Origin of the sequence: Streptomyces sp. NBC_01257 (assembly GCF_035917255.1) — a bacterium.
Taxonomy (GTDB): Bacteria; Actinomycetota; Actinomycetes; order Streptomycetales; family Streptomycetaceae; genus Streptomyces.
In genome coordinates this window covers 2,809,602-2,835,199 of record NZ_CP108472.1, presented here as the reverse complement: position 1 = coordinate 2,835,199, position 25,598 = coordinate 2,809,602, and the positions used below count along the sequence as shown (strand labels likewise).

The following is a 25,598-nucleotide window of genomic DNA, read 5'->3' as shown; positions in this document are numbered from 1 at the left end:
ATTTGCAATTCAGGTCTGAATGGTGAGATGACGATGGCGGACTTCGATCTGGACCGGCGCACCCCCGCCGGGGCCCTGCAAACCGTCGACCGGGCGCTCCTCGTGCTGCTCGCGTTCGAGCGGACCAGACCCGACTGGGGCGTCACCGAGGTCGCCGAGGAGTTCGGCTGGGACACCTCGGTGGCCCAGCGGCTGCTCGCCACCCTCGCCGGGCGCGGCTTCCTGGTCTCCGACCCGGCCACCCGGCGCTACCGCATCGGCCCCGCCGTGCTGCGCCTCGGCAGGCTCTGGGAGCGCTCGGGCTCCCTGGAGCTGCTCGCCGGGCCGGTCCTGGAGGAGCTGCGCCGGGTCACCGGCGACACCGTGCTGTTCTGCCTGCCGGACAGCTTCCACATGCGGTGCGTGGCCGCCGAGGAGGGCGAGACCGGGCCGCTGCGCTACTACCCGCTGGTCGGTGAGCTCTACCCGGCGCACGCCGGGGCGACCAGCAAGTCGTTCTACGCCTACCTGCCGGACGAGCAGCGCCACCGGCTCTTCCGGGGGCGCCCGATGGCCCGGTTCACCGACCGGACCGTCACCGATCCGGACCAGCTGGAGCAGGAGTTCCTGAAGGTCCGGGCCCAGGGGTACGCCTGGACGGTCGGCGAGTACGACACCGGCGTCGCGACCCTCGCCGTCCCGGTCTTCCTCGGCCGCGAACCCTACGGAAGCCTCAGCCTGGGCGGCGCCGAGGAACGGTTCGAGGGGGCGCACGAGAGCCGCCTCGAAGCGCTGCGGCACGCTGCCGAGATGCTGGAGCGGCGCCTCACCCACCCGCCGCAGCGCCCGAAGCCGAAGACCCGCCGGACCCGGGCCGCCTGACCCGGGAACAGCTCCGCACGATCTGACCCGAAGAGAACCCCAAGAGGAACCCCGTGAATCTGCTCCTGCTCTCCAACTCCACCCAGCACGGCTGCGGTTACCTGGAACACGCCCTCGACACGGTCGCGGCCTTCCTGCCGTCCGGCGCCCGGCTGGCCTTCGTGCCGTACGCGCTCGCCGACTACGCCACGTACACCGCACGCGTCCGCGAGGCCCTGGAGCCGGCCGGGATCACCGTCCGCGGGGTCCACGAGAACGCCGACCCGGTCGCCGAACTCGCCGCCTCCGACGCCGTGTTCATCGGCGGTGGCAACTCCTTCCGGCTGCTGAGCGCGCTCTACAGGACCGGTCTGCGCGACGCCGTCACCGAGGCGGTGCGCGAGGGCCTCCCGTACATGGGGGCCAGCGCGGGGACGAACATGGCGGCGCCCACGCTCCGTACGACCAACGACATGCCCATCGTGCAGCCGCCGTCCTTCGAGACGCTCGGCCTCGTCCCGTTCCAGATCAACCCGCACTACCTGGACCCGGACCCGGACAGCACGCACAAGGGCGAGACCCGCGAGGAGCGGCTCGGGGAGTTCCTGGAGGAGAACGACGTCCCGGTGCTCGGGCTGCGCGAGGGGTCATGGCTGCGGGTCAACGGGCGTCAGGCCCGGGTCCAGGGCGCCCGCCCCGCCAGGCTGTTCACGCGCGGCGCGCAGCCGCAGGAGCTCCCGGTGGGGACGGACGTCTCTCATCTGCTCACGACCGCGCCGCGGTTCGACGCTCCGGTGCGCTGAGCGTCAGCACCAGATCGGTCTCGCTCCGCGGCCCGTCCGCCGGGTACGACGCGGGGCGGGCCCGCGGCGCGTATCCGGCGGCCGATCCGGCCAGGACGAAGCTCCCGCTGCCCGGGGCGGCGAGCGCGTAGCGGCCCTCCGCGTCCGTGGTGGTGAGCCCGGCCTGCCGGCCGTGCCGGTCGATCAGGGTGACGTTGGCACCGGCCACCGGCGTCCCGTCCGCCTCCAGCACCCGGCCGTGGAAGCCGTCGGAACCGAGGTACGGGTGCGGGACGGGGGGAAGAGGTTCCCCCGCCTCGCGCGCGGCGTCGTCGCCCGCGCTGCTCGCCAGCAGCACCGGCGAGGCGGCCGAGCGCTGCGAGGGCAGGAACGCCGCCAGCACGAGACCGACCAGCACCGCCCCCGTCGCGATCATGAACGAGGTCCGGAAGCCCTCCATGCTGGGCACCGAGACCGGGCCCATCCGCACCGAGGTGTTCGCCAGCACCATGCCGATCACCGCACTCGACACCGAGGTGCCGATCGAGCGCATCAGGGTGTTCAGCCCGTTGGCCGCGCCCGTCTCCGAGGCGTCGACGGCCCCGATGATCAGCGCGGGCAGCGAGGAGTACGCGAGTCCGATACCGGCCCCGAGCAGCACCGCGATCACGATGGTCTGCCAGGCGGCGCTCATCAGGCCGAGCCCGGCGCCGTAGCCGATCGCGATGACCAGCATGCCGAGCATCAAAGTGATCTTGGGGCCGTACCGGGCGGAGATCCGGGCGTACAGCGGGGCGACGAGCATCATCGTCAGGCCGAGCGGGGCCACGCACAGGCCGGCGACCACCATGGACTGGCCGAGGCCGTAACCGGTCGACGCCGGCAGCTGGAGCAGCTGCGGCAGGACCAGCGAGACGGCGTAGAAGGCGACCCCGACCATGATCGAGGCGAGGTTGGTGAGCAGCACCTCGCGGCGGGCCGTGGTCCGCAGGTCGACCAGCGGTGCGTCGCTCCGCAGCTCGAACAGGCCCCACAGCACCAGGACGACGAGGGCGGCGGCGATCAGTCCGAGGGTGGTGCCCGAGGTCCAGCCCCAGTCGCTGCCCTTGGTGATCGGCAGCAGCAGGAGGACCAGGCCGAGCGAGAGGCCGAGCGCCCCGGTGACGTCGAACCGTCCGGGGGCCCGGAGCGAGGTCTCGGGCACCGTCAGCACGGTCAGCCCCATGGCCAGCACGCCGAGGCCGGCCGAGCCGAAGAAGAGGGTGTGCCAGTCGGTGTGCTGGGCGACCAGCGCGGCGGCGGGCAGCGCGAGTCCGCCGCCCACCCCGATCGAGGAGCTCATCAGCGCCATCGCGGAGCCGAGCTTCTCGCGCGGCAGCTCGTCGCGCATGATGCCGATGCCCAGCGGGATGGCGCCCATGGCGAAGCCCTGGAGCGCACGGCCCACGATCATGATGACGAGATCGTCGGTGAACGCGCATATCAGCGAGCCGACCACCATCACGGCGAGGCTGGCCAGCAGCATCCTGCGCTTGCCGTTCAGATCGCCGAGCCGCCCCATGATCGGGGTGGAGACGGCTCCGGCGAGCAGGGTCGCCGTCATCACCCAGGTGGCGTTCGACGGGTCGGTGTGCAGAAGGGCGGGCAGGTCCTTGATGACGGGGACGAGCAGGGTCTGCATCACCGCGACGGTGATGCCCGCGAAGGCGAGCACGGGAACGATCCCGCGGCCCGCCTTCGGCGCCCGCGGATCAGGAAGCTCCGCGGTGGGCGTTTCGTGCGTCGTCTGTGGCATGCGTGCGGCCTCCGGGCGGCAGGAGAGGGAGGGTGAGAGGACGGGAGCGCGGTCCCTGCGGCGGGCAGCACTGACCGCCAAGTACGTGCAGGGTGAAACCTTCCGGATGTCCGAGGTATTCCGGTAATAAGGCAAGAACAGGTCAAGACGGCCGGCCCGGTTTCCGGCGCGGCCGCAACTGGGTGCTCATCTGACCTTCCGTCAGATTGGAACGTGTTCTACTCTTGCGCCGTTCCAGTGGCTGCGACCGGCGAGGATCCGCATGGGCATCGGAATCACCGAAGAACACAGGGAGCTCGCGCAGGCCGTACGGGGATGGCTGGCGCGGGCCGTACCGCCCGGAGAAATCCGCAGACTCCTCGACGCGGAAGCCCCCGCCGCCCCCGGCGCACGCCCCGCGTACTGGGACGGGCTCGGCGAGCAGGGGCTGCTCGGCATCCATCTGCCCGAGGCGTACGGCGGAGGGGGCGGCGACCTCCTCGACCTGGCCGTCGTCCTTGAGGAGGCAGGCCGCGCCGCACTCCCGGGCCCCTGTCTGCCGAGCGCCCTCGCCTCGGCCGTCCTGCACGCCGCGGGCGCCGACGCGCTGGTACGCGACCTGGCGGCCGGGACCCGCATCGGTGCCGTCGCCCTCGGGCCCGGATCGCTCACCGCCGTCGAGCACGAGGACGGCCACCTCCTGGACGGCGAACCGCCACCGGTCCTCTCCGGCGCCGAGGCCTGCCTGCTCCTGCTCCCGGCCGCCTCGGCCACCGGCATCCGCTGGTACGCCGTCGACACCGCCGCACCGGGACTGACCGTGCGCCCGCACCGCGGCGCCGACCCCACCCGGCCCACCGCCGCGGTCCGGGCCGACGGCGTCCTGGTCCCCGCCGGACGCGTCCTGCGCACCGGCTCCGGCCTCGTCCGCGACCTCGCCGCCGTCCTGTTCGCCGCCGAGGCCTGCGGCACCGCGGCCCGCTGCCTGGACACCGCCGCCGAGTACGCCAAGGTCCGCGAACAGTTCGGCCGGCCCATCGGACAGTTCCAGGGCGTCAAGCACCTCTGCGCCGACATGCTCGTACGCGTCGAACAGGCCCGCGCGCTGACCTGGGACGCCGCCCGTGCGGCCGGTGAACCCCACCAGCCCGACGAGGTGCGGGGCCTGGCCGCCGCGCTCGCCGCGGCGACCGCGCTGGACGCCGCCTACAGCTGCGCCAAGGACGCCATCCAGATCCTCGGCGGGATCGGCTTCACCTGGGAGCACGACGCCCATCTGTATCTGCGCCGCGCCCTGGTGGCGCGCCAGCTGCTGGGCGGCGCGGACGAGCACCGGCAGCGCGCCGTCCGGCTGGCCGGGGCGGGCGCGCGCCGCGAACTCGCCCTGGAACTGCCGGAGCAGGCGGCCTCGCACCGCGCGGCGGCCCGCGAGGCCGTCGCCGCCGCCCGCGGCCTCGGCCCGCGGGACGCCCGCCGCGCCCTCGCCCCCACCGGCTACGCCGCACCGCATCTGCCCGCGCCCTACGGACTGGACGCCGGACCCGTACAACAGCTCGCCGTGCAGCAGGAGTTGCGCGAGCAGGGCGTGAAGCTGAGCGATCTCTCCATCGCCACCTGGGTGGTGCCCTCCCTGATCGCCCACGGGACCCCCGCCCAGCAGGACCGCTACCTGCTGCCCACCCTGCGCGGCGACCTCCAGTGGTGCCAGCTGTTCTCCGAACCCGGCGCCGGATCCGACCTCGCCTCCCTGCGCACCCGGGCCGAACGGACCCCCGAGGGCTGGCGGATCAACGGCCAGAAGGTGTGGACGAGCGCCGCCCAGTGGGCCGACCACGGCATCCTGCTCGCCAGGACCGACCCGGACGCCCCCAAGCACCAGGGGCTCGGCTACTTCCTCGTCGACATGAAGAACACCGAGGGCATCGACATCCGCCCACTGAAGGAGATCACCGGCGACTCCCTCTTCAACGAGGTGTACTTCGACGACGTCCTGCTGCCCCACGACGCCCTGGTCGGCGAGGCCGGCGGCGGCTGGAAGGTCGCCCGCAACACCCTGGGCAACGAACGCGTCCACATGGCCGACCAGATGAGCTTCGACACCGGCCTGGAAGCGCTGATCGACCGCGCGGCCGGACTCGACGGCGCCTGCCGGGCCAGGATCGGCGCACTCGCCGCCGAGGCCCACGCGCTGGCCTGCATCGGACTGCGCACCACGCTCCAGCAGGTCTCCGGCCTCGAACCGGGCGCGGGCGCCTCCGTACGCAAGCTCGTCCAGACCGTCCACCAGCAGAAGATCGCCGAACTCTCCCTGGAACTGCTCGGCCCGGACGGGGCGGTGTGCGAGGGGGCGGGGGAGCGGGCGGTGCACGGCTTCCTGATGTCCCGCTGCCTGACCATCGCGGGCGGCACCACCCAGGTTCAGCTCAATGTCGTCGCCGAGCGCATCCTCGGCCTGCCGAGGGACTGAGAGGACACCATGACTGGCAAGGCCATGAAGGCATACATCGTCGGCGTCGGGATGACGAAGTTCGAGAAGCCCGAGACCCGCGACTGGCAGTACTGGGACATGGTCAGGGAGGCCGGGACCGCGGCGCTGACCGATGCCTCCGTCACGTACGAGGACATCCGGCAGGCCGCCGTCGGCTACTGCTTCCAGGCCTCCACCGCCGGACAGCGTGCCGTCTACGAACTCGGGCTGACCGGGATACCCGTCTACAACGTCAACAACAACTGCGCCACCGGCTCCACCGCCCTGATGATGGCCCGGCAGTTCGTCGAGGGCGGCGGCAGCGACTGCGTCCTCGCGCTCGGCTTCGAGAAGATGGCACGCGGATCGCTCGGCGGCGGCGGGGCCGACGGCGGCGCGGGCGACTTCAAGACGTCCCCGGTCGCCCGGCACTACGGCATCATGGCCGCCGCCCACGGCTTCGAGATGACCCCGCCCACCGCCCAGATCTTCGGCAACGCCGCCCGTGAGCACATGGAGCGCTACGGCACCACCGAGGCGCAGCTCGCCGCCGTCGCCGCCAAGAACCACCGCCACTCGGCGGGCAACCCGTACGCCCAGTTCCAGGACCCGTACACCGTCGACGAGGTCCTCGCCGCCAAACCCATCCACCGCCCGCTGACCCGGCTCCAGTGCTCACCGACCTCCGACGGGGCGGCGGCGGCCGTCGTCGTCTCCGAGCGCTTCGTCGAGGAACGCGGCCTCGGCGACCGGGCCGTCGAGATCGCCGCCCAGGCCATGACCACCGACACCGAGGCCTCCTTCGCCTCCGGCACCTGCATCGACGCGGTCGGCCTGCCCATGTCCCGGGAGGCGGCCCGCCAGGTGTACGAGACCTCCGGGCTCACCGCCGCCGACCTCGACGTCATCGAGCTCCACGACTGCTTCTCCATCAACGAGCTCCTCACCTACGAGGCGCTCGGCCTGTGCGGCGAGGGCGAGTCCGGGGCGCTCGTCGAGTCCGGCGCCACCACCCACGGCGGCCGCTGGGTGGTCAATCCGTCCGGCGGGCTGATCTCCAAGGGGCATCCGCTCGGCGCCACCGGCATCGCCCAGGCCGCCGAACTCACCTGGCAGCTGCGGGGCGAGGCCGGGGCCCGCCAGGTGCCGGACGCACGGACCGCACTCGCCCACAACATCGGGCTCGGCGGGGCCGCGGTGGTGACGCTCCTGCGCCGCGGCTGAGAACGGCCGGAGGACGGTCCTACGCCCGAGGGCCGAGGCCGGTCCGGTCCGGAAACCGATGTACGGGGTGCAGGGCGGCTGCGAGTATGACGCCATGGTTGACGTCACGACGCCCGCACTCCGTACCCGCCGGACCAGGACCCGCACCTGGGCGGTCGTGCTCGCCGCCTGCACCGGGCAGTTCCTGGTCGTCCTCGACGTCTCCGTCGTCAACGTCGCCCTTCCGTCCATGCGCACCGACCTGGGGCTGAGCGCCGCGGGACTGCAGTGGGTGCTCAACGCCTACTCGATCGACTTCGCCGGCTTCATGCTGCTCGGCGGGCGGGCCGCCGATCTCTACGGCCGCAAGCGGATGTTCCTCGTCGGCCTCGGCCTGTTCACCGCCGCCTCGCTCGCCGGCGGACTCGCCCAGGAGGGCTGGCAGCTGCTCGCCGCCCGGGCCGCGCAGGGACTCGGCGCCGCGGTGCTCGCCCCCGCGACCCTCACCCTGCTCACCGCCGCCGTCCCCGAAGGACCCGCCAGGACCAAGGCCATCGGCACCTGGATGGCCGTCGGCGCGGGCGGCGGCGCGGCCGGCGGGCTGATCGGCGGGGTGCTCACCGACGCGCTGTCCTGGCGCTGGGTCCTGCTCATCAACGTGCCCGTCGGAGTGCTCGTCCTGACCGGCGCCGCGCTCTGGCTCGCCGAGGGCCGGGCCGGTGACCGCGGCCGCATCGACCTGCTCGGCGCACTCCTCGTCACGGCGGGCCTCGCGCTGGTCGCGTACGGCATCGTGCAGACCGAGGAGTCCGGCTGGACGGCGGGCGCGACACTGCTGCCGCTGCTGGGCGGAGCGGCCCTGCTCGCCCTGTTCGTCCTGGTCGAGGCCCGCACGGCGAAGCCGCTGATGCCGTTGCGGGTGCTCGGGACGAGAGCGGTGGCATCGGCCAACGTGGCGATGCTCGTGATGGGCTCGGCGACGTTCTCGATGTGGTACTTCATGACCGTGTACGCGCAGAACGTGCTCGGCTACTCCGCGCTGGAGGCCGGACTCGCCCTGATCCCCACCTCGGTCGCCGTCGTGGTCGGCTCGAAGTGCGCGCCCCGGCTGATGGCCCGGACCGGCGCGAAGAACCTGGCACTCATCGGCACGACGGTGGCCGCCGCCGGCTTCGGCTGGCAGTCCACGATGACGGCCGACGGCTCCTACCTCACCGCGGTCTGTCTGCCCGGCATCCTGATGATGGCGGGCACCGGCCTCGCGTCCACCCCGCTCGCCTCCCTCGCCACCTCCGGCGCCGCCCCCGGCGAAGCCGGCCTGGTCTCCGGCCTCGTCAACACCTCCCGCACGATGGGCGGCGCCCTCGGCCTCGCCGTACTCTCCACGGTCGCCGCGGCCCGCACGGAGGGTTCGGCCGGCGCCGTCGAGCTCACGGCCGGCTACGCGCTCGCCTTCCGGACGGCGGGCGCGGTGCTGCTCGGCGGCGTCCTGCTGATGGTGCTTTGGCTGCCGCGGCACCGGTCGGTCAGGTCTCAGGTGCTGTGAAGCCCCGCCTGCCCGGCGTCGCCCGGCAGACGACACCCCTCAGAGCCAGCCTTGCTGCCGCGCGGCCCGGACCGCCTCCATCCGGTTGCGGGTGCCCGTCTTCCCGATCGCCGACGACAGGTAGTTGCGGACCGTCGACTCCGACAGGTGCAGCTTCTGCGCGATGTCGGCGACCGTCGCCCCGTCCACCGACGCGACCAGCGCATCGCGCTCCCGCGCGGTCAGTGGGCTCGGGCCCGCGCTCAGGGCCGCGGCGGCCAGGGCCGGGTCGATGACGGTCTCCCCGCGCAGCACCCGGCGGATCGCCTCCGCGAGATCCTCGACCGGTCCGTCCTTGACCAGGAACCCCGCCGCGCCGGCCTCCATCGCACGCCGCAGATAGCCGGGCCGGCCGAAGGTGGTGAGGATCAGCACCCGGCAGTCCGGCACCTCCTCACGCAGATCGGCGGCCGCGTCCAGGCCGCTGCGGCCCGGGAGTTCGATGTCGAGGAGCGCCACATCGGGCCGCGACGTCAGCGCGGCGGCCACGATCTCGTCGCCCGCGCCGACCTGGGCCACCACCTCGATGTCGGGCTCCAGACCGAGCAGCAGGGCGAGCGCGCCGCGCATCATGCCCTGGTCCTCGGCGAGCAGGACGCGTACGGAGTGGGTCGGGCGGTGGTCCTGCGGCATCTCGTTCACAGGGTCAGGGTAGGGGCCGGCCCCCCGTCGCCGTTCGCTTCCCCCGGTGCGTCCGCCGGGAGTTCGGCCGTGACCACGAAGCCGCCCGAGGGGGCGGGGCCCGCCTCCAGTGAGCCGCCGGCCGTGGCGAGGCGTTCGGCGAGGCCCTTCAGGCCGGTGCCGCCGATGCCGGGGGTGGGCGGCGGGGCCGGGGTGCGGCCGTCGTCGGTGACCGTCAGGCGGACCCGGTCGGCGGTGCCGTCGACGACGAACGTGCAGGCAGTGGCCGTGGAGTGGCGGACGACGTTGGTGACGGCCTCCCGTACCACCCAGCCCAGCAGCGCCTCCGTCTGCGGGGCGAGCGGGGGGCCCGAGCGGCGGACGGAGGGTTCCATGCCGGCGGCGGTCAGGGCGGACCTGGCCCGGTCGAGTTCGGTGGCCAGGCTGCCCTCGCGGTAGCCGGTGACCGCCTCGCGGATCTCGGTGAGTGCCTGGCGTCCGACCGATTCGATGTCGGCGACCTGGAGGAGGGCCGCGTCCATGTCGCGCGGCGCCAGCCTGCGCGCCGCCTCCGACTTGACGACGATCACCGAGAGCGTGTGGCCCAGCAGGTCGTGCAGGTCGCGGGAGAAGCGCAGCCGCTCCTTCTCGACGGCGGTACGGGCCAGTTCCTGCCGGGTGGAGCGCAGTTCCATCACGGTCTCCGACAGGGTGAGGATCGCGGCCGTCACCGCGCCGGAGATGAACGTCCCGTACCCCAGCGTCCACGGCGTCGACGTGCTGTCGTCGCGCCACACCGCGATCAGGCAGGCCGCCACGGCGAGGCCGAGCAGTCCGACGGCGAGCAGGCGGTGGCGCAGGATCGTCCCGCAGGCCAGTGAGAGCAGCGGGAAGTAGAGCAGCCAGCTGCCGCCGTAACCGATCGCCAGGCCGAAGGTGATGGCGGCCATCGCGCCCAGCAGGACGTACGACACCGGGCTTTCGCGCTTCTCCTTGACGAATCCCCGGAACACCACGGAGATGTAGAGGGAGTTGAAGGCGAGAAGTCCGATTCCGCCGATCCAGGGGTTGGGGGTCTCGCCCTGGAAGAGGTTGGAGAAGGAGCCCAGGCCCATCAGCAGCCAGGGCAGCAGGGCGTACGGCCCCGGCGGGCCGGGGCGCCGCCCCTCCTTCCGCAGCCGGCGCCGTTCCTTCCGCGCCTGTCGTCCGTTCGCTGGCATGTTCGCTCCCGTCACACGGTCCTCGCGGACCGACGGTACGAGATCACGGCGTACATGCCGAACAGCAGGAGCCACGAGGAGAGCACGAGGAGGGTCGTGGCGCCCGGTGCGTGGCCCTCGGTGGTCGCCCAGCCCAGGTCGGCGAACCGGTTGGCCGGGGTGAACCTGCCGATGGACCGCAGCCACTCGGGCAGCATCTCCAGCGGGAACCACAGCCCGCCGACCACGCCGAATCCCATCAGACAGGCGACGTTGACCACTCCGGTGCCCTGCGGGGTGAGCCGGAAGCCGTTGCCCAGGCCGAGCAGGGTGAAGGGCAGCGCGCCGAGCCAGAGCAGCAGGACCAGGACGATCCACTGCCAGGCCGCCATCCGTACGCCGTTGAGCAGTCCGCCGGCCAGCAGCACAGTCAGGATCGTCGGCAGCACGGTCACCGAGCCGCTGACCGCACGGCCCACGACCGCGTGCGTCGGGGAGAGCGGGGTGACCCGCAACTGCTGGAGCCAGCCGAGGGACTTGTCGGACGAGACGCCCGTGCCGATCGCCATGGCCGAGCCGAGCGCCCCGTACGCGGCCATGCCGACCATCGAGCTGGTCTTCCAGCCGTCGGATCCGTCGTCGCCGCCGATGTTCGTGAAGATCAGGTACATCATCACGGGCATTCCGGCACCGAAGATGAGGAAGGTGGCGTCGCGCAGGGTCCGGCGGATCTCGAGCATGATGTAGCGGAACATCAGACGGACTCCTTCGCGTCCTGGTGCGTGGTCCCCGGGGCGGTGGCCCCGGGGGAGGTGAGGGAGAGGAACGCGGCCTCCAGCGTGGCCAGGGAGATCTGGAGGTCCCGGACCAGGCCGAGCCGGGCGAGCTCCACGACGGTGGCGTCGGAGTCGTCCGTGTGCAGCACCGCGCGGTCGCCGGTCACCTCGACGGTGACGACACCGGGCAGCAGCTCCAGGCCCGCGGTGGGCCGGCCCGCGAGGTCGAAGGAGACCTTGCTGTGGCCGGCCGCGGCCTTGATGGTCTCGCCGCTGCCGTCCGCGACGATCCGGCCCCGGTCGATGACGACGATCCGGTCGGCGTTCTCGTCGGCCTCCTCCAGGTAGTGCGTGGAGAAGAGCACGGTGTTGCCGCGCCGGGCATAGGCCCGCATGGAGTCCCAGAACGCGCGCCGCCCCTCCACGTCCAGGGCGGCGGTCGGCTCGTCCAGCACGATCAGTTCCGGACTGCCGGCCAGCGCGACGGCGAACCGGACGCGCTGGATCTGGCCGCCGGAGAGCTTGTCGATCCGCCGGTCCGCGTACTCCGTGACCCCCGCCAGCTCCAGCGCGTCGGCGACCGGCAGCGGCTTCGGGTAGGTGGAGGCCACGAAGGCGATCAGTTCCCGGACGGTCACCCGCTGGATGGGGCGGCCGTCCTGGAGCATGGCGCCGACCAGGCCGGCGCCCACCGCCCGGTCGGGGGTGCGGCCGAACACCCGGACCGTGCCGGCGTCCGGCTCGTTCAGCCCGAGCAGCAGGCTGATCGCCGTGGACTTTCCGGCGCCGTTGCGCCCGAGGAGGGCGACCGTCTCGCCCCGTGCCACGGTCAGGTCGATCCCGTCCACGGCCCGCACACTCGCCCCGGCCCGGCCGAAGGACTTCACCACCCCGCTGAAGTCCACCGCCGTCTCGTTCCCTGTCGTCCGCTGCTTCCCCGTCGTCTGCTTCATGAGGATCACGCTACGGAGCGTGAGCGCGCCCCGGCAGATGCGCATGTACGGACTCGGTGATGACAAATGTCATGGCCCGCGGAGGCCGGGGAACGGGGTGAACGGGCAGCCCGGCAAGGAATCTGACGAGACGTCAGCAGTCTTCCCAACTGCTGGGCCCTGCGTTATACATAGGGCCAACCGGCTAGAACGCGTTCTAGAACGGGCGTGGTCTCCGGTCCCCGCACGACCTCGGTGCGGCCGACGGTGCGGACGGCCGCGCCGAGGTCTTCCACCGTCGAGGAGCAGCTTCCCCATGCCCATTGATGCCGAAAAAGCTCTCGCTGCCGAACCCCGGACCAGCAACATCAGCTGGGACCACAAGGACGTCCAGCTCTACCACCTCGGGATCGGCGCCGGCGCCCGCCCCGACCTGGCCGACCCCGCCGTGGACGCCGGTGAGCTGCGGTACACGCTGGAGTCCCGGCTCCAGGTGCTGCCCTCCTTCGCCACCGTCGCGGGCGCCGGCGCGGGGATGGCCGGGGGACTCTCCTCGCCCGGCGTCGACGTCGACCTCGCGGCCGTCCTGCACGGCGGGCAGAGCGTGCGGGTGCACCGTCCGCTCCCGGTGCGGGGCAGCGCCGTACAGACCACGAAGGTCGCCGCGGTGTACGACAAGGTCAAGGCGGCCGTGCTGGTGCTGCGGAGCGAGGCCGCGGACGAGGACGGTCCGCTGTGGACCAGCGACTCCCAGATCTTCGTGCGCGGCGAGGGCGGTTTCGGGGGCGAGCGCGGCCCGTCCGGGCGGACGGACTGTCCGGCCGTCCCGGGCGACCATCTGGTGGAGCGGCCGGTCCGGCCGGACCAGGCGCTGCTTTACCGCCTGTCCGGGGACTGGAACCCGCTCCACGCCGACCCCGAGTTCGCCGCGCTGGCCGGCTTCGACCGGCCGATCCTGCACGGTCTGTGCACCTACGGGATGACGCTCAAGGCCGTCACCGACACGGTGCTCGGCGGCGACGCGAGCCGTGTCCGCTCCTACCGCACCCGGTTCGCCGGGGTCGTCTTCCCCGGCGAGACCCTCCGCATCGAGATGTGGACCGCGCCGAACCAGGTCCGCGTCGAGGTGAGGGCCGCGGAACGGGACGACGCCGTGGTCCTCGGGGACACCTTCGTCGAGCACTCCTGAACCGAATCCGAACCGAATTCAAGAGCACCACAGGCCCGTGAGGGGAGCCGCACCATGCGCGCAGCCGTACTGCACGAGACAGGCCAGGACAAACTCGAAGTACTCGACGACGTCGAGGCGGTGGGCTTCGGCCCCGGCAAGGTCAGGCTCCGCATCCGGGCCACCGGCCTGTGCCACTCCGACCTCTCCGCGATGAACGGGGTGCTGCCGCAGCCCGCCCCCTTCGTCCCCGGCCACGAGGGCGCCGGCGAGGTCATCGACGTCGGCGACGGGGTGACCGGGCTCAGCGCGGGCGACCGGGTGCTGGTCTGCTGGCTGCCCGCCTGCGGTGTCTGTCCGTCCTGCAAGCGCGGCCAGACACATCTGTGCCTGGCCGGATTCATGAACGCGGGCACCCCCAACTTCAAGCGTCCCGGCGGTGATGTCTTCGGCTTCGCCGGCACCGGCACCTTCACCGAGGAGGTCGTCGTCGGCGCGGACTGCGCGGTGCCGATCCCCGACGACGTGCCCTTCGAGATCGCCGCGCTGATCGGCTGCGGGGTCACCACCGGACTCGGCGCCGCCATCAACACCGCCCAGGTCGAGGCCGGTTCGTCGGTCGCGGTGATCGGCTGCGGCGGCGTCGGCATCTCGGCGATCCAGGGGGCCAGGGTGCAGGGCGCCGCCCAGATCGTCGCCGTGGACCCGGTGGCCTCCCGGCGCGAGGCCGCGCTGCGGTTCGGCGCGACCGAGGCGGTCTCGCCCGACGCGTTCGCCGACGCCAGGGCGCGGATCACCGCGGGCGAGGGCTTCGACTACGTCTTCGAGGTCGTCGGCAAGTCGGTCACGGCCCGCACCGCGTACGAGAACACCCGGCGCGGCGGCACCCTCTGCATCGTCGGCGCGGGCGCCATGGACGACAACTTCCAGGTCAACATGTTCGAGCTGTTCTTCGACGAGAAGCGGATCCTGCCCTCCATGTACGGCGGCGGGGACGTGCTCCGGTCGTACGAGCGGGCCATCGCGCTCTGGCGGGCCGGCCGCATCGACCTCGAATCGATGATCACCCACCGGGTGCGGCTCGACGGGATCAACGACGCCCTCGACCAGATGCGGACCGGCGAGTCGCTGCGCACCTGCATCGAGCTCTGACCCCGCCGCGCAGCCCCACCCCCTCCCGAGAGGACCCCGAGATCCGATGTCACTTCCCCTGGACGGACTGTCCGCGATCGTCACCGGAGCCGGCCGCGGCCTCGGCCGGGCCGAAGCGCTGGAACTGGCGCGGCTCGGCGCGGCCGTCGTCGTCAACGACTACGGGCAGCCGGGCCGCGACGGCTCGGGCGAGGCGTCGGCCGCCCCCGCGGAGGAGGTCGCCGAGGAGATCCGGGCGGCCGGCGGCCGGGCGGTCGCGCACCTCGGCGACGTCTCCGACCACGAGCAGGCCCGCGCGCTGGTCGAACTGGCCGTCAGCACCTACGGCAAGCTCGACGTCCTGGTCAACAACGCGGGCATCCTGCGCGACCGGATGATCTTCTCGATGACCGAGGACGAGTGGGACTCGGTCCTGCGGGTGCACCTCAAGGGCCACTTCAACACCACGCACTTCGCCGCCGCGCACTGGCGGTCCCGCTCCAAGGAGTCCGGCGGACCGGTCTACGGCCGGATCGTCAACACCTCGTCGGAGGCCTTCCTGGCCGGTTCGGCGGGACAGCCCAACTACGCGGCGGCCAAGGGCGGCATCGTCGGGCTGACCACGTCCACCGCGCTGGCGCTCGCCAAGTACGGCGTGACCGCCAACGCCATCTGCCCGCGCGCCAGGACCCGGATGACCGAGGACGTCTTCGCGGGCTTCGAGGAGCCGCAGGACGGCCGGCTCGACGCGCTCGCGCCCGAACACGTCTCGCCGCTCGTCGGCTACCTGGCCTCCCCGGCGGCAGCGAAGGTCAACGGGCAACTGCTCGTGGTGCACGGCGGAATGGTCGCGATCGTCGAACGCCCCAAGGTGGCGGCGAAGTTCGACGCGGCGAAGGAGACGTTCTCCTTCGACGAGCTGGACGAGCTGATCACCCCGTACTACGCGGACCGGCCGCCCAACGAGACGTTCGCGGCGGCGGAGGTGCTCGGCCTGAAGCGGGGCTGAGCCGCAGCGCCCGCGCACGCAGCGGAGGGCCCCCGCAGCCGGTCGGCTGCGGGGGCCCTCCGCTCCCTCGTTCGTCGATTCCGGGCGGCGGTCAGGCCGCCCTGCCGCCCCCTTCCGAGGGGCGGCGGTGGCGGCCGATCGGCTGTGCTGCCGAGTCGTCCGCCGCCACACCCCCTCGGTGTTTTCCGGAGCCGCCGGCTTCGGCCCGTTCCGCGTCCGCCCCCGGCGGCTGCGTCTGGGTCGTGTCGGTTCGCGCCTCAGACATCTGGGAAGTCACCCCGTTGCTATCGCTTACGTGTGTATCCGGGACCCTCACGCCACCGCCGCCCGCGAACGGTCACCGTCGGCGACCGCGGGGTGCGATCGCGTGAGTTCCCCGGCCCAACTCTAGTCAGACGCCGTACGTCCCACGAGAGGCGCCTGCCCCAGCGGAACGGGTCTGCACACAGGAGGAGGCGCCTCGGCCGCGGAGGGTTGCGTACCGCTTTCCGCGCAGGCCGCAGGGGCCGCTTCCCCGGCCGCGCCCAGGTCGGCCGGGACCGTCAGGAGCGCCACCGCGCAGTCCGTCTCCCCGTCCGCGTACGGCAGTTTGAGTACGCCGTCGCGCGACCAGACCCCGCTGCCGGCCAGCCAGCCCTCGGGCGCGGCGAGCTGGTGCAGCCGGCGGTCCGACGGGCGCCAGATCCCGGCCCAGCTGCCCGCCGCCGCGTCGATCCGCAGCGCCACCGCGCAGCTCTCCGGCATCAGCATCTGCCCCGGCTGCACCGCGAACGGCGTCACCGCGGCGTCCGGCAGCCGCAGGCACTCGGGGAAACGCACCGGCAGACAACTGCCCAGCACCCCCCAGCCGATCCGGTCGTGCCCCGGTGCGTCCGAACGGATCAGCAGCAGACCGCTGTCCGGGTCGGCGAGCAGCAGGCGGTCGTCACTGTCCGGCGCGATCTGGAGCAGCGGCGTCATCTCCGCGCCCCGCCCCAGGTCCACCGCGACCGCCTTCACCGGTCCGCCGCCCGCGGGCTCCCGGTCCAGGGCCAGCAGCCGGCCCGCCCGGTCCAGCCAGACCCCGCCGGAACAGTGCCCCGGGAGGTCCGCGAGGTGTTCCGGACCGAACGCGCCGCCCGCCACCAGCCAGAGCCCGGTGGAGTAGGGGCCGGTCGACAGGGCGTACACGCTGCGGCCGTCCGGTGACGGCGGCAGCAGGGTCAGCCCGTCGCATTCGACCGCGCCCAGCGGGAGTTCGCCGGTGCCGGGGCCCGTCGGATAGAGCAGCGAGAAGGAGTGCCGGCCGTCGGCCCGGCGCTGGATGAGCACCCGGCCGTCGGCCAGCGGCACCACCCGCGAGCCGGCTTCCTCCGGCTGGTCCATCGGCAGCGGCACGGCGTACGGCTCGGGGCCGTCCAGGGTCCAGCGCTCGGCGAACCAGGCCGTCCGGGCGTCCGCGCCGCGGGCGGTCGCGAGACGGGCGCCGTAAGCGCCGTCGGCAGTGAGCGTGAACGTGGGCAGGACCGTTTCAGCAGGGACTTGCTCCGGCGGCTCGCCGGGCGGCTCCACCGGCATGGGCGGCTCCACCGGATGGGCAGGGCCCCCGGCCGGGTCCGGGGCCGTCGCGGCCCCGTCCGGCTCGTCGGACTCCGGCTCCACCGTCTCGCCGGTTCCGGCCGCCTCAGCGGTCCCGTCCTCGATGGCACAGGCAGTCATCGACTCATCACCTCCGGCAACCGAAGCTAGTTTTCGCACTTCCTGCCGAACAACACGAGACTCACCACTTCACACATAAGGGTGGTGATGCCCGGATTCGCCTGAGGGGGAGGGGGTGGTTGTGCTCCGCGAGGAGGGGGGTGCCTAAGGTTAGGCATTCCTAAGCGTTACCTGTGTGACCCTCGACTGGAGCAAGTGATGTCCCTTCGACGCCGCGGCACCGCCGCAGTCGGTCTGGCCGTTGTGGCCGCCCTGTCCCTCTCTGCCTGCGGGAGCGACGACGGTGCGTCCGGAGCCTCGGGCAAGGAGGGGGCCGGCGGGGACAAGAAGGCCGCCGTCGCGACGGGCGGCAAGGACTTCGGCGACGCGGCGGAGAAGACCGCGGCCTACGGCACCGACGCCCCGGCGGGCACGTTCCCCCGCACCCTCACGCACGCCATGGGCAAGACCGAGCTCAAGGCGGCCCCGAAGCGGGTCGTCGTGCTGGACGTCGGCGAGTTCGACAACGTCGTCTCGCTGGGTGTGAAGCCGGTGGGCTACGCCCCCTCCGAGGGCGATGCGGCGATCCCGTCGTACCTGAAGAAGGACGCGGGCGACCCCAAGAACGTCGGCACGATCAACAACCTCAACCTTGAGGCGATCGCCGGTCTGAAGCCGGACCTGATCCTCGGCAGCCAGCTGCGCGCCGCCGACAAGTACGACGAGCTGTCCAAGATCGCGCCGACCGTGTTCTCCATCCGCCCGGGCTTCACCTGGAAGGAGAACTACCTCCTCAACGCCGCGGCGCTCGACAAGACCGCCAAGGCGAAGTCGGAGCTCGGCGCCTACGAGGCCAACGCGAAGAAGCTCGGCGAGGACATCGGCCCGAAGAAGCCGACCGTCTCCATGGTCCGCTACCTGCCGGACAGGATCCGCCTCTACGCCAAGGCCTCCTTCATCGGCACCATCCTCGAGGACGCCGGCCTGCCGCGGCCCAGGAACCAGCAGATCAACGACCTCGCGGCGGAGATCAGCCCGGAGAAGATCGACGAGGCGGACGCCGACTGGATCTTCACCGGTGTGTACGGCGCCGTGAAGGCGACCAAGCGCGACACCACCCAGGCCAACCCGCTGTGGAAGAACCTGAAGGCCGTCAAGGAGGGCCGGGCGAAGAACGTCTCCGACGAGACCTGGTACCTCGGCCTCGGTGTCACGGCCGCGAACCTGGTCCTCGACGACCTCCGCGCCGATCTCGTGAAGTGACCGCCCCCTCACGGGTCCGGCGGCGCCCCCGCGCGGACCTCGTGACGTAACGATTCATGACCTGCCCTCCCTCCGTCCCCACGGGTCGGGCCGCCATGGCCTGCGGGGCACGGAGGGCAGGTAGCCTTTCCTCCGTGCCCCGTCTGTCTGAAGTCATCGCCGAGCTCGACGCCCTGTGGCCGCCCGAGCGGGCCGAAGGATGGGACGCGGTCGGCACCGTCTGCGGTGATCCGGACGCCGAGGTCCGCCGGGTGCTCCTCGCCGTCGACCCCGTCCGGGCGGTCGCCGACGAGGCGATGAAGATCGGCGCCCAGCTGATCGTCACCCACCACCCGCTCTATCTGCGCGGTACGACGACGGTCGAGGCCGGCACCTTCAAGGGCCGGGTCGTGCACACCCTCATCAAGCACGACATCGCGCTGCACGTCGCGCACACCAACGCCGACTCCGCGGACCCCGGCGTCTCCGACGCCCTGGCCGGCGCCCTCGACCTGCGCGTCGAGCGGCCCCTCGTCCCGGACCCCACGGACCCCGCCGGCCGCCGCGGCCTCGGACGGATCTGCACACTCGACCACCCCGAGACCCTCGGCGCGTTCGCCGCCCGCGCCGCCGCCCGGCTGCCCGCCACCGCGCAGGGCATCCGCCTCGCGGGCGACCCGGAGGCGCTGGTCCGCACCGTCGCGGTGAGCGGCGGATCGGGCGACAGCCTCTTCGACGCGGTGCGCGCGGCGGGCGTGGACGCCTTCCTCACCGCCGACCTGCGCCACCACCCGGCCTCCGAGGCCGTCCAGCACTCGCCGCTCGGCCTGGTCGATGCCGCACACTGGGCCACCGAATGGCCGTGGTGCGAGCAGGCCGCGGCACAGCTCGACGCGATTTCCGACCGCCACGGATGGGACCTGCGGGTCCATGTCTCGAAGCAGGTCACCGACCCCTGGACCACCCACCACTCTTCTGGAGCCCCCAACTGAACGCCGCGCCCGCCGACCAGATCCGACTCCTCGACGTCCAGGCCCTCGACCAGCGCCTCTCCCAGCTCGCGCACCGGCGCAACTCCCTGCCCGAGCACGCCGAGATCGAGTCGCTCACGGCCGACCTCGCCCAGCTCCGCGACCTCCTCGTCGCCTCCACGACCGAGGAGAGCGACACCGCCCGCGAGCAGACCAAGGCGGAGCAGGACGTCGACCAGGTGCGCCAGCGCGCCGCCCGCGACCAGCAGCGGCTGGACTCGGGCGCGGTCACCTCGCCCAAGGACCTTGAGAGCCTCCAGCGCGAGATCGTCTCCCTCGCCAAGCGCCAGGGCGACCTGGAGGACGTCGTCCTGGAGGTCATGGAGCGCCGCGAGTCCGCGCAGGAGCGCGTCGCCGAGCTGACCGACCGGGTCTCCGCCGTGCAGGCCAAGGTCGACGACGCGACCGCGCGCCGGGACGCCGCGACCCAGGAGCTCGACACGGAGACCGCCACGGTCACCAAGGAGCGCGAGGTCGTCGCCGGCTCCGTCCCCGCCGACCTGCTCAAGCTGTACGACAAGCTCCGCGCCCAGCAGGGCGGGGTGGGCGCCGCCCGCCTCTACCAGCGCCGCTGCGAGGGCTGCCGTCTGGAGCTCAACATCACCGAGGTCAACGACGTGAAGGCCGCGTCCCCCGACACGGTGCTGCGCTGCGAGAACTGCCACCGCATCCTGGTCCGCACCTCGGACTCGGGTCTGTAATGACGCAGCCGCGCCAGTTCGTCGTCGAGGCCGACGGCGGCTCCCGGGGCAACCCGGGGCCCGCCGGTTACGGCGCGGTCGTCATCGACCCGGCGACGGGGGAGACCCTGGCCGAGGCCGCCGAGTACATCGGCGTCGCGACGAACAACGTCGCCGAGTACAAGGGCCTCATCGCCGGACTCCGCGCCGCGAAGGCACTGGTGCCGGACGCCTCGGGCGACAGCGGGCCGCGGGTGCACGTCCGGATGGACTCCAAGCTCGTCGTGGAGCAGATGTCGGGCCGCTGGAAGATCAAGCACCCTGACATGAAGCCGCTCGCGGCGGAGGCGGCACGCATCCTGCCGGCGTCCGCCGTCACCTACGAGTGGATCCCGCGCGAGAAGAACAAGCACGCGGACCGGCTCGCCAACGAGGCGATGGACGCGGGCAAGCGCGGCCGGCAGTGGGAGCCGTCGTCCTCGACGGCGGCACTCGACACCCCGAGGTCCTCGGTGGCCGCCGCCCTGCCGCCGGTCTCCGGGCCGCCCGGCGACGCGGCGGCCGGAGCGGCGAGGGCCCGGGCCGCACTGAACCGGCCGGCCGCCGAGGCCCCGCGGTCCGCCGCCGGGACTCCGCAGGTCGGCTGGGGTGCCGCCCCCGATCTGGGCGCGCCCGCCACCTTCGTGCTGCTGCGCCACGGCGAGACCGCCCTCACTCCGGAGAAGCGGTTCTCCGGCAGCGGCGGCACCGACCCCGAACTCTCCGCCACCGGCCGCGAGCAGGCCGCCCACGCGGCCGAGGCCTTCGCCGCCCGCGGCACGGTGCAGGAGATCGTCTGCTCCCCGCTGCGGCGCTGCCGCGAGACGGCGGGCGCGGTCGCGGCCCGGCTGGGTCTGGAGGTCCGGATCGAGGACGGGCTGCGCGAGACGGACTTCGGGGCCTGGGAGGGCCTGACGTTCGGTGAGGTCAGGGAGCGGTACGGCGCCGATCTGGACGCCTGGCTCGCCTCCGCGAAGGCGGCCCCGACCGGCGGCGGCGAGAGCTTCGCCGAGGTCGCCCGCCGGGTCGCCGCCACCCGCGACCGCCTCGTCTCCCGCTACGCGGGCCGCACGGTCCTGGTGGTCACGCACGTCACGCCCATCAAGACCCTGGTCCGGCTTGCCCTCGGCGCCCCGCCCGAGTCGCTGTTCCGGATGGAGCTCTCGGCGGCGTCCGTGTCGGCCGTTGCCTACTACGCGGACGGCAACGCCTCCGTACGGCTGCTGAACGACACGTCCCACCTGCGTTAGCGCGCGCTCTGAAGGTCCCGCCTGCCCGGCGGCGCCCGGCACGCCCGCGCCGCCCGGGTCCTGCCCCCGGACAGCACTCGGCCCCATCGGCCGGGGGGAGGGCCGATGGGGCCGGGGCGGTTCCGCCGGGCCGGGGGATTGCCTGGCGGAACCCGGGTGTCCCGGAGTCCGGGTCACGTCCCTGATAGGTCTCGTGCCCCGGCTGCCGGGGAGCATGCATGAGAAGTCCGGCCGATTGCCGCCCGGTCCCGCGGCGGGCCGTCGCCCGCCGTTACGTCAGCCGCGCAGCGCCGCGGCCTCGGCGGCCAGCCGCTCCACCCGGGCCCAGTCCCGGGCCGCGACCGCGTCGCCGGGCACCATCCAACTGCCGCCCACGCAGCCGACGTTCGGCAGGGCCAGGTAGGAGGGCGCCGAGGCGAGCGAGATGCCGCCGGTCGGGCAGAAGCGGGCCTGCGGGAGCGGGGCGGACAGGGCCTTCAGATAGGCCGTGCCGCCCGCCGCCTCGGCCGGGAAGAACTTCATCTCGGTGACCCCGCGCTCCAGCAGGGCGACGACCTCGGACGTTGTCGAGACGCCCGGCAGGAACGGCACCCCCGACGCCTTCATCGCGTCCAGCAGCGCGTCCGTCCAGCCCGGGCTCACCAGGAACCTGGCTCCCGCGGCCACGGTGTCGGCGACGTTGCGCGCCGAGATCACCGTGCCGGCGCCGACGACCGCGTCCGGGACCTCCGCCGCGATCGCCTTGATCGCGTCCAGGGCGGCGGCGGTCCGCAGCGTCACCTCGATCGCCGGGAGTCCGCCCGCGACCAGGGCCCGGGCGAGCGGCACCGCGTCGGCGGCGTCCTCCAGGACGACGACGGGTACGACGGGGGCAAGATCCAGCACGGATGAGGTCATGACCTCATCCTGCCGCGAACACCGCATGATGCGCAACGAGCGTTGCACATGCTGCAATGCGACCCGAATTCCGGTGTCAGTGGATCTCCGTCACCACCACGTCGAGCTCCCACGCCCGCCCGGGCCGGGCGGGCGCCTGGGCCTCCACCACGTAACCGAGGTCCCCCAGGGCCGTCACCAGCTCCGCGGGCCCCTTCGGCCGGGCGCCAGCCTGCAGCAGATCGCGGACCAGCCGCCCCTTCGTCGCCTTGTTGAAGTGGCTGACCACCGACCGCTTCTCCACCCCGTTCACCAGCTGGGAGTGCAGCACCCGCACGCTCGCCGTGCGCTCCGCCACCTCGCCCTTCGGCTTCCACGCCGCCGCGTACGCGGACGACCGCAGATCCAGCACCAGACCGTCCCCGGCCGCCTCCGGCATGACGTCCGCCATCCGCGTACGCCAGAACGCCCCCAGGGCACCGAGCCCCGGCAGCTTCACCCCCATCGAGCAGCGGTAGGACGGGATGCGGTCACCCACCCGCACCGCGCCCCACAGCCCCGAGAAGACCAGCAGCGACTTCGCGGCGCGGCGGCGGGCGGCCGTGTCCAGCGACGCCAGATCCAGCGCGTCGTACAGCACACCGGTGTAGATCTCCCCGGCCGGACGCGTCCCCGCCGTCCGCAGCTCCACGTTCTTCGCGATCTCGCCGCGCAGCCCCTCGCTGAGCCCCAGCACCTCGCGGGCCTTCTCCTCGTCGGCCGCGCACAGCTCCACCAGCTCGTCCAGCACGGCGGCCCGCGCCGCGGCCAGACCGGGCAGCGACAGCGACTCGGGCTTCAGCGGCGCTCCGCGCCCCGAGGCGGCCTTTCCTTCGGAGGGCGGCAACAGCACGAGCACGGCGGTTCTCCTTCGTACGTACGGAAAAGGGGCCCCGGCCTGCGCACGGTCCCGGCGGCCGTACCGGCAGGACCCGTGCGAACCCCTGGCCGCCAGCGTACGGGGAGGCACCGCCCCGCCCCTCCGCCACCCGGGATGCCGCCCGCCCCGCCCGGTCATACGCTCGGTCCATGCCCCGCCGCCATCTCCATATGACCGGCGCAGCCGACACCCCGCTGCGGACGGCTCTGCGCGCGCTGCGCACCGGACTGGAGCTCCCCGACGGCTTCCCCGCCGACGTGCTCGCGGAGGCGGCCGACGCGGTGCGGAACCCGGTCGTCGCCGGGCACGAGGACGCCACCGAGCTGCCGTTCCTCACCATCGACCCGCCCACCTCCACCGACCTCGACCAGGCGATGCACCTGGAACGCCGCCCCCACGGCTACCGCGTGCACTACGCCATCGCCGACGTCGCCGCCTTCGTCCGCCCCGGCGGCGCGCTCGACACCGAGGCCCACCGCCGGGTCACCACGCTCTACTTCCCCGACGGCAAGGTGCCGCTCCACCCCGAATCGCTCTCCGAGGGCGCCGCCAGCCTGCTGCCCGGGGAGACCCGCCCCGCCGTGCTCTGGGAGATCGACCTCGACGCCGAGGGCCGCGCCGTCACCACCCGGGTGCGCCGGGCCCTCGTCCGCAGCCGGGCCAAGCTCGACTACGCGGGCGTGCAGCGGCAGATCGACGCGGGCACCGCCGAGGAGTCCCTCGCCCTGCTCAGGGACATCGGCACGCTCCGCGAGGAACAGGAACTGGCCCGCGGCGGCATCTCCCTCAACGTGCCCGAGCAGGAGATCGTCGAGCACGACGGCAACTATGGCCTCGAATACCGCGCCCCGCTGCCCGCCGACGGCTGGAACGCCCAGATCTCCCTGCTCACCGGCATGGCGGCGGCCCGCCTGATGACCGAGTCCGGCACCGGCATCCTGCGGACGCTCCCGGTCGCCCCCGACGGCGCCGTGGCCCGGCTGCGCCGCTCGGCCGAGGCGCTGCACATCGACTGGCCGCACCACGTCCCGTACGCGCAGGTCGTCCGCTCGCTCGACCCGGAGCGCGCCGACCACGCGGCGTTCCTCCAGGAGTGCACCACGCTGCTGCGCGGCGCCGGGTACACCGTCTTCGAGAACGGCGACCTGCCCACCCCCGCCGTGCACGCGGCCGTCGCCGAGCTCTACACCCACTGCACCGCGCCGCTGCGCCGCCTCGTCGACCGGTACGCGGCCGAACTGTGCGTGGCGGCCGCGGCGGACCGCGAAGCGCCCGAGTGGGTACGGGCCGCGCTGCCCGCCCTGCCCAAGGAGATGGCGGACGGCACGCGGCGGGCCAACACGGTGGAGCGCGAGTGCGTGGACCTCGTCGAGGCGGCGCTGCTCAAGGACCGGATCGGCGCGGTCTTCGACGCGTACGTGGTGGACGTCAAGGAGCAGGAGCCGACCACCGGAACCATCCACATCGACGACCCGGCGATCGTCGCCCGCATCGAGGGCGGCACCGCGCCGCTCCCGCTGGGGGAGCGGCTGCGGGTCCGGCTCACCCAGGCGGACCCTGGCTCGTCGAAGGTGCTGTTCGCCCCCGCGTGAGCGCGGCCACCGCGGCGCGCGGGTCATCGGCGTGGAAGCGGACCGCGTTCGCCCGCCCGCGCCCGCCGAGCGGACGTACGAAGCCGAGCGGCGCGGTCAGTTCCACCGTCACCGTCGTCTGCGAGCCGACCCCGAGATCGAGCACGCCGTCCGGGCGGAGCTGGGCGAGCCGGCCCTCGGGGAAGCGCCGCTCCACCCGGGCGGCGGCGATCGACGCGGCGGGGATGCGGAGATCGAAGAGCGCGCCGTAGCGGAGCCGCAGCGAGCCGTCGGCGCCCACGACATGGGGCCGGGTCACACAGGCGGCGTGCATCGCGAGGACCAGCAGCACCCCGTACACATCCACGACGAGCAGAATCCGGTGCACCGCCGGCCACGGGATCAGCAGGGCCAGCATCACCGTCTCCACCACGGAGACGAAGACCAGTCCGTACATCATCGCGGTCTGCGGCCCGGTGTACGGGACGGCGAGCGCCGTGTCCGGCACGGCGTGGCGACGACGCAGCGCCCACAGCCCCAGACTGTGCAGGGCCCTCAGCTCGTGTGCGACGAGCCGGCGCACCGCCACCGGGACGACGGCCCGCAGGGCCCCGCCCAGCGCCTCCCGCCGCCCGGCACCGGCCCGCCGCCCCGCGCGCCACAGCCGTCCCAGCACGACGGCCTCCAGCGCGAAGGCCACCAGAACGATCCCCTCCGCACCGGCCAGGACCGCGCCCGGTATCCGTACCCCGGCCACCAGGCATCCCGCCAGGACCAGTTCGGCGGGCAGCACCGCCGCGGCCACGAACCGCGCCCCTCTCATCCC

Annotated in this window: 22 protein-coding genes; 13 read left to right on the top strand and 9 right to left on the bottom strand. The window is 73.1% G+C overall.

Annotated elements, in window-relative coordinates; all coding sequences use genetic code 11:
- Nucleotides 1–27 precede the first annotated feature (27 nt).
- On the top strand, nucleotides 28–861 hold the full coding sequence (locus OG408_RS11985; RefSeq protein ID WP_266778155.1) for an IclR family transcriptional regulator: 834 nt from the start codon (nucleotides 28–30) through the stop codon (nucleotides 859–861).
- Nucleotides 862–914: 53 nt separating this feature from the next.
- On the top strand, nucleotides 915–1,643 hold the full coding sequence (pepE, locus tag OG408_RS11980) for a dipeptidase PepE (RefSeq protein WP_326669772.1): 729 nt from the start codon (nucleotides 915–917) through the stop codon (nucleotides 1,641–1,643).
- Here pepE and OG408_RS11975 read toward each other — a convergent pair.
- Nucleotides 1,606–3,417, bottom strand: coding sequence for an MFS transporter (locus OG408_RS11975; RefSeq protein WP_266778151.1), 1,812 nt, complete (start codon nucleotides 3,415–3,417; stop codon nucleotides 1,606–1,608). The two genes, pepE and OG408_RS11975, sit on opposite strands and share 38 nt — an antisense overlap.
- Before the next feature lie 262 nt (nucleotides 3,418–3,679).
- Between OG408_RS11975 and OG408_RS11970 the strand changes: the two genes are divergently transcribed.
- The 3 genes from OG408_RS11970 to OG408_RS11960 all read left to right on the top strand — a co-directional run bounded on the left by OG408_RS11970 (nucleotide 3,680) and on the right by OG408_RS11960 (nucleotide 8,612).
- Entirely contained in the window at nucleotides 3,680–5,863 is a 2,184-nt protein-coding gene (locus tag OG408_RS11970; protein WP_326669770.1) for an acyl-CoA dehydrogenase, read from the top strand.
- 24 nt (nucleotides 5,864–5,887) lie between these two features.
- The gene (locus tag OG408_RS11965) at nucleotides 5,888–7,087 is read left to right on the top strand and encodes a lipid-transfer protein (RefSeq protein ID WP_285565296.1); all 1,200 of its coding nucleotides are present in this window, start codon (nucleotides 5,888–5,890) and stop codon (nucleotides 7,085–7,087) included.
- Nucleotides 7,088–7,181: 94 nt separating this feature from the next.
- Entirely contained in the window at nucleotides 7,182–8,612 is a 1,431-nt protein-coding gene (locus OG408_RS11960; protein ID WP_326669768.1) for an MFS transporter, read from the top strand.
- 39 nt (nucleotides 8,613–8,651) lie between these two features.
- Here OG408_RS11960 and OG408_RS11955 read toward each other — a convergent pair whose 3' ends face one another.
- Genes OG408_RS11955 through OG408_RS11940 form a run of 4 tightly spaced genes read right to left on the bottom strand, consistent with a single transcriptional unit; the run spans nucleotide 8,652 to nucleotide 12,200 of the window.
- A complete protein-coding gene (locus OG408_RS11955; RefSeq protein WP_266786115.1) occupies nucleotides 8,652–9,284 on the bottom strand; it encodes a response regulator transcription factor in 633 nt (210 codons plus the stop codon).
- Nucleotides 9,285–9,289: 5 nt separating this feature from the next.
- Nucleotides 9,290–10,492 carry a sensor histidine kinase gene (locus OG408_RS11950; RefSeq protein ID WP_326669766.1) on the bottom strand — a complete coding sequence of 401 codons (1,203 nt, stop codon included), beginning with the start codon at nucleotides 10,490–10,492 and terminating at the stop codon, nucleotides 9,290–9,292.
- A gap of 11 nt (nucleotides 10,493–10,503) precedes the next feature.
- Nucleotides 10,504–11,226, bottom strand: coding sequence for an ABC transporter permease (locus OG408_RS11945; RefSeq protein ID WP_266778141.1), 723 nt, complete (start codon nucleotides 11,224–11,226; stop codon nucleotides 10,504–10,506).
- On the bottom strand, nucleotides 11,226–12,200 hold the full coding sequence (locus OG408_RS11940) for an ABC transporter ATP-binding protein (protein WP_442806023.1): 975 nt from the start codon (nucleotides 12,198–12,200) through the stop codon (nucleotides 11,226–11,228). Before OG408_RS11940 ends, OG408_RS11945 begins: the two co-directional genes overlap by 1 nt.
- 295 nt (nucleotides 12,201–12,495) lie before the next feature.
- Between OG408_RS11940 and OG408_RS11935 the strand changes: the two genes are divergently transcribed.
- From OG408_RS11935 to OG408_RS11925, 3 genes are read left to right on the top strand one after another with little or no spacing between them, the layout of a single operon-like run.
- Nucleotides 12,496–13,368 carry a MaoC/PaaZ C-terminal domain-containing protein gene (locus OG408_RS11935; RefSeq protein WP_266778139.1) on the top strand — a complete coding sequence of 291 codons (873 nt, stop codon included), beginning with the start codon at nucleotides 12,496–12,498 and terminating at the stop codon, nucleotides 13,366–13,368.
- Between the two features lie 54 nt (nucleotides 13,369–13,422).
- Nucleotides 13,423–14,499, top strand: a complete 1,077-nt coding sequence (locus OG408_RS11930) for a Zn-dependent alcohol dehydrogenase (protein WP_326669765.1) — start codon at nucleotides 13,423–13,425, stop codon at nucleotides 14,497–14,499.
- Nucleotides 14,500–14,545: 46 nt separating this feature from the next.
- Complete coding sequence (locus tag OG408_RS11925) at nucleotides 14,546–15,487, top strand: 3-oxoacyl-ACP reductase (RefSeq protein WP_266778135.1); 942 nt, start codon at nucleotides 14,546–14,548, stop codon at nucleotides 15,485–15,487.
- A gap of 387 nt (nucleotides 15,488–15,874) precedes the next feature.
- On the opposite strand, the gene OG408_RS11920 is transcribed toward OG408_RS11925, so the two are convergent.
- Nucleotides 15,875–17,185: a hypothetical protein gene (locus OG408_RS11920; RefSeq protein WP_266778133.1), complete on the bottom strand. Its 1,311-nt coding sequence runs from the start codon at nucleotides 17,183–17,185 to the stop codon at nucleotides 15,875–15,877.
- A gap of 198 nt (nucleotides 17,186–17,383) precedes the next feature.
- On the opposite strand from OG408_RS11920, the gene OG408_RS11915 reads away from it, so the two are divergent.
- From OG408_RS11915 to OG408_RS11900, 4 genes are all read left to right on the top strand, one after another.
- A complete protein-coding gene (locus OG408_RS11915; protein ID WP_266778131.1) occupies nucleotides 17,384–18,427 on the top strand; it encodes an ABC transporter substrate-binding protein in 1,044 nt (347 codons plus the stop codon).
- 134 nt (nucleotides 18,428–18,561) lie between these two features.
- The gene (locus OG408_RS11910) at nucleotides 18,562–19,398 is read left to right on the top strand and encodes a Nif3-like dinuclear metal center hexameric protein (protein WP_266778129.1); all 837 of its coding nucleotides are present in this window, start codon (nucleotides 18,562–18,564) and stop codon (nucleotides 19,396–19,398) included.
- The gene (locus OG408_RS11905; protein ID WP_266786111.1) at nucleotides 19,395–20,138 is read left to right on the top strand and encodes a zinc ribbon domain-containing protein; all 744 of its coding nucleotides are present in this window, start codon (nucleotides 19,395–19,397) and stop codon (nucleotides 20,136–20,138) included. Before OG408_RS11910 ends, OG408_RS11905 begins: the two co-directional genes overlap by 4 nt.
- Nucleotides 20,138–21,406 carry a bifunctional RNase H/acid phosphatase gene (locus OG408_RS11900; RefSeq protein WP_266778127.1) on the top strand — a complete coding sequence of 423 codons (1,269 nt, stop codon included), beginning with the start codon at nucleotides 20,138–20,140 and terminating at the stop codon, nucleotides 21,404–21,406. Before OG408_RS11905 ends, OG408_RS11900 begins: the two co-directional genes overlap by 1 nt.
- Nucleotides 21,407–21,682: 276 nt before the next feature.
- Here OG408_RS11900 and eda read toward each other — a convergent pair whose 3' ends face one another.
- The gene (eda, locus tag OG408_RS11895; RefSeq protein WP_266778125.1) at nucleotides 21,683–22,303 is read right to left on the bottom strand and encodes a bifunctional 4-hydroxy-2-oxoglutarate aldolase/2-dehydro-3-deoxy-phosphogluconate aldolase; all 621 of its coding nucleotides are present in this window, start codon (nucleotides 22,301–22,303) and stop codon (nucleotides 21,683–21,685) included.
- Between the two features lie 76 nt (nucleotides 22,304–22,379).
- Nucleotides 22,380–23,180, bottom strand: coding sequence for a peroxide stress protein YaaA (gene yaaA / locus OG408_RS11890; protein WP_285565215.1), 801 nt, complete (start codon nucleotides 23,178–23,180; stop codon nucleotides 22,380–22,382).
- 191 nt (nucleotides 23,181–23,371) lie between these two features.
- Here yaaA and OG408_RS11885 point away from each other — a divergent pair, with 191 nt between their 5' ends.
- Entirely contained in the window at nucleotides 23,372–24,793 is a 1,422-nt protein-coding gene (locus OG408_RS11885) for an RNB domain-containing ribonuclease (protein ID WP_266786109.1), read from the top strand.
- Here the strand turns inward: OG408_RS11885 and OG408_RS11880 are convergent.
- Nucleotides 24,744–25,595 carry a hypothetical protein gene (locus OG408_RS11880; RefSeq protein ID WP_266786107.1) on the bottom strand — a complete coding sequence of 284 codons (852 nt, stop codon included), beginning with the start codon at nucleotides 25,593–25,595 and terminating at the stop codon, nucleotides 24,744–24,746. The genes OG408_RS11885 and OG408_RS11880 overlap by 50 nt on opposite strands.
- Nucleotides 25,596–25,598: the final 3 nt, after the last annotated feature.

What these genes read in the sequence shown, in the direction of transcription:
- OG408_RS11985 (WP_266778155.1), top strand. Translation starts at nt 28, where the DNA reads ATGACGATGGCGGACTTCGATCTGGACCGGCGCACCCCCGCCGGGGCC.
- OG408_RS11975 (WP_266778151.1), bottom strand. Translation starts at nt 3,417, where the DNA reads ATGCCACAGACGACGCACGAAACGCCCACCGCGGAGCTTCCTGATCCG.
- OG408_RS11970 (WP_326669770.1), top strand. Translation starts at nt 3,680, where the DNA reads ATGGGCATCGGAATCACCGAAGAACACAGGGAGCTCGCGCAGGCCGTA.
- OG408_RS11965 (WP_285565296.1), top strand. Translation starts at nt 5,888, where the DNA reads ATGAAGGCATACATCGTCGGCGTCGGGATGACGAAGTTCGAGAAGCCC.
- OG408_RS11960 (WP_326669768.1), top strand. Translation starts at nt 7,182, where the DNA reads ATGGTTGACGTCACGACGCCCGCACTCCGTACCCGCCGGACCAGGACC.
- OG408_RS11955 (WP_266786115.1), bottom strand. Translation starts at nt 9,284, where the DNA reads ATGCCGCAGGACCACCGCCCGACCCACTCCGTACGCGTCCTGCTCGCC.
- OG408_RS11950 (WP_326669766.1), bottom strand. Translation starts at nt 10,492, where the DNA reads ATGCCAGCGAACGGACGACAGGCGCGGAAGGAACGGCGCCGGCTGCGG.
- OG408_RS11945 (WP_266778141.1), bottom strand. Translation starts at nt 11,226, where the DNA reads ATGTTCCGCTACATCATGCTCGAGATCCGCCGGACCCTGCGCGACGCC.
- OG408_RS11940 (WP_442806023.1), bottom strand. Translation starts at nt 12,200, where the DNA reads ATGAAGCAGACGACGGGGAAGCAGCGGACGACAGGGAACGAGACGGCG.
- OG408_RS11935 (WP_266778139.1), top strand. Translation starts at nt 12,496, where the DNA reads ATGCCCATTGATGCCGAAAAAGCTCTCGCTGCCGAACCCCGGACCAGC.
- OG408_RS11930 (WP_326669765.1), top strand. Translation starts at nt 13,423, where the DNA reads ATGCGCGCAGCCGTACTGCACGAGACAGGCCAGGACAAACTCGAAGTA.
- OG408_RS11925 (WP_266778135.1), top strand. Translation starts at nt 14,546, where the DNA reads ATGTCACTTCCCCTGGACGGACTGTCCGCGATCGTCACCGGAGCCGGC.
- OG408_RS11920 (WP_266778133.1), bottom strand. Translation starts at nt 17,185, where the DNA reads ATGACTGCCTGTGCCATCGAGGACGGGACCGCTGAGGCGGCCGGAACC.
- OG408_RS11915 (WP_266778131.1), top strand. Translation starts at nt 17,384, where the DNA reads ATGTCCCTTCGACGCCGCGGCACCGCCGCAGTCGGTCTGGCCGTTGTG.
- OG408_RS11900 (WP_266778127.1), top strand. Translation starts at nt 20,138, where the DNA reads ATGACGCAGCCGCGCCAGTTCGTCGTCGAGGCCGACGGCGGCTCCCGG.
- eda (WP_266778125.1), bottom strand. Translation starts at nt 22,303, where the DNA reads ATGACCTCATCCGTGCTGGATCTTGCCCCCGTCGTACCCGTCGTCGTC.
- OG408_RS11885 (WP_266786109.1), top strand. Translation starts at nt 23,372, where the DNA reads ATGACCGGCGCAGCCGACACCCCGCTGCGGACGGCTCTGCGCGCGCTG.
- OG408_RS11880 (WP_266786107.1), bottom strand. Translation starts at nt 25,595, where the DNA reads ATGAGAGGGGCGCGGTTCGTGGCCGCGGCGGTGCTGCCCGCCGAACTG.